Genomic DNA, 5,087 nt, shown 5'->3' on the forward strand with positions numbered 1-5,087 from the left:
CACCACCTTGCTGCGCAATTTCATGATCTGCCCCTGCGAACAGGCGCATTTGATCAACCGCGGCACCCCATGACGTTCCCACCAACTCGCCATTGTCGCTGTCTCCCCTTGGCGCGGAAGGTGACCCTTGCTAGCGCAGTTGGCAACACCCATCTGTGCTGGTCCGCACAGCCAATGAAAGATCGTCATGCCCAGCGTTCACCACACCAAGATGCTTATCCTCGGTTCCGGCCCCGCTGGCCTGTCGGCCGCCATTTATGCCGCGCGCGCGGGCATGATGCCGATTGTCGTGCAAGGGCTGCAACCCGGCGGCCAGCTGACGATCACCACCGACGTCGAAAACTACCCTGGTTTTGCCGAAGTCGTGCAAGGCCCGTGGCTGATGGAACAGATGACGGCGCAGGCGATGCATGTCGGCACCAGCATGATCTGGGACACGATTGTCGACGTCGATCTGTCGCGCCGTCCGTTCAAGCTGACCGGCGACGGCGGCGACGTCTATATGGCCGAAACGCTGGTGATCGCGACGGGTGCGCAGGCAAAATGGCTGGGCGTTCCCGGCGAACAGGAACTGGGCGGCAAGGGTGTTTCGGCGTGCGCGACGTGCGACGGCTTTTTCTATCGCGGCAAGAAGGTCGTGGTGATCGGCGGCGGCAACACCGCGGTCGAGGAGGCGCTCTACCTGACCAACCATAGCGACGATGTGACACTGATCCACCGCCGCGACAGCCTGCGCGCCGAAAAGATCCTGCAAGACCGGCTCGCGGTCAATCCGAAGATCAAGACGCTCTGGAACAAGCGCGTCGAACGCTTTGTCGCAGGGGAGGGCGTTTCGGGGCTGGTCGGCGTCGACCTGATCGACACCGTCACCGGCGAAGCGAGCTTTGAGCCGACCGACGGCGGGTTCGTCGCGATCGGCCACAGCCCGTCGACCGAGCTGTTCAAGGGCAAGCTGCCGCTGGATGCGGATGGCTATCTGGAAGTGACGCCGGGCACCTCGCTGACCGCGATTCCCGGCGTATTCGCGGCTGGCGACGTGACCGACAAGGTATATCGCCAGGCGGTGACGGCGGCGGGCATGGGCTGCATGGCGGCACTCGACGCCGAACGCTTCCTCGCCGAGGCCGAATATCACGCGATGGCCGACGCCTGACGGTCCGGCGGGAGGGGCGAAGTTAGGGTAGGTTCGCTCCCCACCCCATACAGACGTCCGCCCTACGCAAAAAACGCTTTCCTACATTATCCGGTCGTGCCAGCCATCGTCCTGGCTCTTTCAAGATGTGGACAAAGGCGGCCACGGCCCGGTCGCGATCGGCAGCCGCGCGGGCATGTCCGCCGAGCGCGACAGATCGGGGGCTGCGCAAGGCTGAACTTTCCTGAACTTTGGCATGATTGCGCGGTGCCGGCGCCAACCTATCGCGGACCCAGCCCGGAATAACCGAAGACGGCAATGGCGGTTCCCTACGCCAAAGCCGCTATCGGCTTCGGACATGTCATCTTGTTCGCGACAGTGATCCCAGAATGCGCTCCGCCAGCCAGTCGGCGTCGGTGCCGACAAAGCTGTGCGACGCGCTGTTCAGTCTTTCGACCGGCACCGCGCCGGGATCGCATTTTTCGGCAAACGCCTGCGCCGTCCGGTCGCCGGTGGCGAGCAGGATGGTTGCGGGGCAAGCGAGGTTGGCAAGCGCGGTGTCGAGGCGGGCGGACAGGCTGTCGGGGGCGACGGGCGCGGGTTTGCGGCGGAGCGCCGACAGGCCGCGCAGCAGTTTGCGGAAATCGACTTGGCCCTTGAACAGCCGCAGCAGGCTCGCGGGATCTTTCAACCGCGACCAGTAACGCGCGCGGATGGCGTCGGCCGGGGGCAGGGCCAGTTCATCGGCGTCGTCCGCGTCGCCGTTATAAGTCCACGGATTGGCGAGGATCAGCGCGTCGAGCGGCAGCGGGTGGTGGAGCAGCAGCGCGCTGGCGGCGTCGCAATTGCCGAAGGCGACGATGCGGGTGATCTGCGGCGCAGCGCCGCGGAAGGCGGCGATTGCGGCGGCGATGTCGGGGCCGCTGCTTTCATAGCTGCCGTTCTCACCCTCGCTGTCGCCGATGCCGCGGCGGTCGAAGCGGAAGACGGGATGACCAGCCTCGGCGATGCTCTGCGCCAGCGTCGCCATGCCGCGATGCGCGCCGCTGCGGATTTCATTGCCGCCCGACACGATCAGCAAGCCGGTGGTCCCCGGCGCTTCGTCAAGGGTTGCGGCGAGGGGAGCGCCTTCGCACGGGAAGCTCAGCTGATGCCGCATGTCTTGCTCCATGCAGCGATGTCGGTGGCGATCGCTGCGGCCATGGCCGCGTCCTCGCCGGGTTCGGCCCGCAGCCACAGCGGCGTCCCGGCGACGGCGTCGGTGCCGCTACCCAGGGTGACGGTGCGGAGCGGCGCGGCAGGCTGCACTTCGGCGCTGCCGAGCTGTGCGATCATCCGGGGCGAAAGCCGATTGCCTGCGAGGAGCAACGGCGCGGTGGCGGCGTCGGCTTGCAGGCTTTCGAGCGACGTGGTTGCGCCTGCTTCGCGGTCGGCCGCAACGCGCGCGCGCATCAACGTGCGCAGCAGCGAGGCGCCGCTGACCGGAGCGAGACGCCACCATGCGGCCGCTTGGGCGCGGTGGTCGATCAATGCGCCACCGCGGACGGATGCGATGATCAGCGGACCGTCGATGGCGGCGGCTGTTTCGGCGAGCGCGTTTTGCCAGATGCCCAGATCAACCTGATCGAGCGGGATCAGGCTTTCATTCTGTCCGGGCAAGTCGGGGAGCACGGCCGCAAAGCCGTCGGCTGCCAGCGCGCGCATCGCCACCACCAGCGTGCGACGGCTGCGGTTGGCTTCCTCGAACAGCGGCGGCACGAACATGATCGTCGCGCGCGGGGTGCCGGGAGGAGATATTCGGAGAGCGTGTTCCGCCATCGTTTATGCTGGCCGTGTGTCCCCGCCTTCGCGGGGGAACGAAAATAAGTAGGTTGTTGCGATCACCCGGCAATCTTGCGGAGCGAGAACGCGAGCAGATTGCCATAGCTTTCAAAGATTTCGCCGTCGATCTCGTCATCGTCGATGATGATCCCCAGCCGGTCTTCCATCTCGGTCAATACCGTCGCAACCGCCATCGAATCGAACTCGGGCAGTTCGCCGAACAGGCCGCTGTCTTGGGTCAGCGCAGCGGCGCGGTCTTCGCCGAGGCCGAGGACATCGGCGAGGAGGGCGCGAAGGGTGGCGTCGACGGTATCGGGTTCGGTCACTTTTCTTTCCTCAGCAGGGAGCGGGCAAAGGCCTTCAACGCCGGTCCCCATGCCGCGGGGCGCGCCGGATTGAAAGCCTCGATCCGCCACAGCGGGTCGTGGCGGTTCATCCAGTCGCGCTTGTAGGCATCGTTGCCGGTGCCGAAATCGACGCGCTTCACGCGATCCACCTCGATCACATGGCGGAACAGCGCAGCGGACAGCAGCGTGCCGGGCGAGGCTTTCAGGCTGTCCTCGACATGCGCCAGCTTGTGGATGAAGGCGGTGCCGTCCTCCACCGTCCAGAATTGCGCGGCGACCGGAATGCCGCCGATCCGGGCAATGCCCATGCGCAGGCGCCCGCCCGCACCCTCGGCCTCGGCAAAGGCGCGGAGCAACGCGGGGTGGCCTTCTTCGGGTTTCCAGCTCGCGGCATAGACCTGTTCATAAGCGGCCCAACTGCCGTCATCGAACGCCGTGAGCAGCTGAATATCGACAATGTTTTTTTTGGCTTTCCGCTGGACCGTGCTGCGCAGCGCGCCGGGACGACTGGCCCACCAGCCGTCGTAGTCCATGGCGCCCAGATCAAGCCAATGCCGGTCGCCCGCGGCGATGACCGTCACCCACCAGCCCGCGGCGCGGAGCGCGGCGGCTGCCTCGTCGGGATCGACGACGGGATAGAGCGTCAACCGGGCGGCGCGCGGACGAAGCCGGCCGAAAAGCGCGCGTAGCGCCGCGGCGCGATCGCCGTCGCCGTCGAAAAGCGGGCGGATCGAAAAGCTGTACCAGTTGGTCAGGCCCGCCAGATGGCCGACGCCGTCGGCGCGGAGCGGCAACCATGCGCGCATCGACCCGGCATTTCCCCATGCGTCGATGCGGCCGCCGCCCGCAAAGCCGTGCGCGGTCAGCAGGTCGAACCACGCTGCCCGGTCGAACGGCGAGGCAAAGCCGGCCGCGCGCGCCGTGGCGGGCAGCCATTCATCATTAGCCTGATCTTCACCGTTCCCTTGCATGGTGCGCCCCTCTATCACTCCTGTCCTAACAGCCGATGACCAAAGCCGAAAACCCATCATCCAGGCCGATCGACCATCTCGCCCTCTGCGGCGCGCCGGAGGCGGCTGCGCTGCGGATCGGCGACAAGATCATGACCTTTGCCGAACTCGACGTCGGCGTTGGGCGGCTCGCATCATGGCTGCTCGAACAGGCGGGCGGGCCGGGCGAGCGTGTTGCAAGCTGGAGCGCGAAGAGCCGGCTGGCGTGTTTGATGCCGCTTGCCGCCGCGCGCGCCGGCTTGATCCATGTGCCCGTCAATCCGTTGCTCAAGGGCCCGCAGGCGCTGCATATCCTGGCCGATAGCGGAGCGAAACTGCTCGTCACCAACGCCGCGCGCGCCGACATGCTGGGCCGCGGTCTGCGCGGCGAATATGTGGTGCAGGATCTGAAGGCCGGCGAGGAGGCAATCGATTCGGGCGGGCCGGGTTTGCCGCCGTCGATCGCCGGCCCGGACGATCTTGCCGCGATCCTCTATACCAGCGGGTCGACCGGGCGCCCCAAGGGCGTGATGCTCAGCCACGCCAATCTGTGGCTCGGCGCGGAAAGCGTCGCATCCTATCTGAAGCTGACGCCGGATGACCGGGTGCTCGGCGTGCTGCCGCTCAGTTTCGATTATGGTCAAAATCAACTGCTATCGACCTGGTATGCGGGCGCGTCGGTGGCGCCGCTCGATTACCTGACCGCGCGCGACGTGGTAAAGGCGGTCGCGCGGCACGAGGCGACGACACTGGCGGGGGTGCCGCCGCTGTGGGTGCAATTGGTGGAGGCGGAATGGC

General features: G+C 66.5%; 6 protein-coding genes. 2 read left to right on the plus strand and 4 right to left on the minus strand.

The genetic code is table 11. The features are described 5' to 3' along the window. The first annotated feature begins 187 nt into the window (after nucleotides 1–187). On the plus strand, nucleotides 188–1,153 hold the full coding sequence (trxB, locus tag A3E77_RS00750; RefSeq protein ID WP_293642998.1) for a thioredoxin-disulfide reductase: 966 nt from the start codon (nucleotides 188–190) through the stop codon (nucleotides 1,151–1,153). A gap of 340 nt (nucleotides 1,154–1,493) precedes the next feature. Here trxB and A3E77_RS00755 read toward each other — a convergent pair whose 3' ends face one another. The 4 genes from A3E77_RS00755 to A3E77_RS00770 all read right to left on the minus strand — a co-directional run bounded on the left by A3E77_RS00755 (nucleotide 1,494) and on the right by A3E77_RS00770 (nucleotide 4,271). Then, a complete protein-coding gene (locus A3E77_RS00755) occupies nucleotides 1,494–2,291 on the minus strand; it encodes a hydrolase 1, exosortase A system-associated (RefSeq protein WP_293642999.1) in 798 nt (265 codons plus the stop codon). Then, nucleotides 2,276–2,950 (minus strand): alpha/beta hydrolase family protein, encoded by a 675-nt coding sequence (locus tag A3E77_RS00760; protein WP_293643000.1) that lies wholly within the window; start codon nucleotides 2,948–2,950, stop codon nucleotides 2,276–2,278. Before A3E77_RS00760 ends, A3E77_RS00755 begins: the two co-directional genes overlap by 16 nt. A gap of 62 nt (nucleotides 2,951–3,012) precedes the next feature. After that, nucleotides 3,013–3,279 carry a phosphopantetheine-binding protein gene (locus tag A3E77_RS00765; RefSeq protein WP_293643001.1) on the minus strand — a complete coding sequence of 89 codons (267 nt, stop codon included), beginning with the start codon at nucleotides 3,277–3,279 and terminating at the stop codon, nucleotides 3,013–3,015. Next, on the minus strand, nucleotides 3,276–4,271 hold the full coding sequence (locus A3E77_RS00770) for a GNAT family N-acetyltransferase (protein ID WP_293643002.1): 996 nt from the start codon (nucleotides 4,269–4,271) through the stop codon (nucleotides 3,276–3,278). Before A3E77_RS00770 ends, A3E77_RS00765 begins: the two co-directional genes overlap by 4 nt. A gap of 35 nt (nucleotides 4,272–4,306) precedes the next feature. Between A3E77_RS00770 and A3E77_RS00775 the strand changes: the two genes are divergently transcribed. After that, nucleotides 4,307–5,087: AMP-binding protein (locus A3E77_RS00775; protein WP_293643003.1), on the plus strand; the 781-nt coding region annotated here is incomplete at its 3' end.

The sequence above is a fragment of the Sphingopyxis sp. RIFCSPHIGHO2_12_FULL_65_19 genome, from assembly GCF_001830555.1.
In the GTDB taxonomy this organism is placed as follows: Bacteria; Pseudomonadota; Alphaproteobacteria; order Sphingomonadales; family Sphingomonadaceae; genus Sphingopyxis.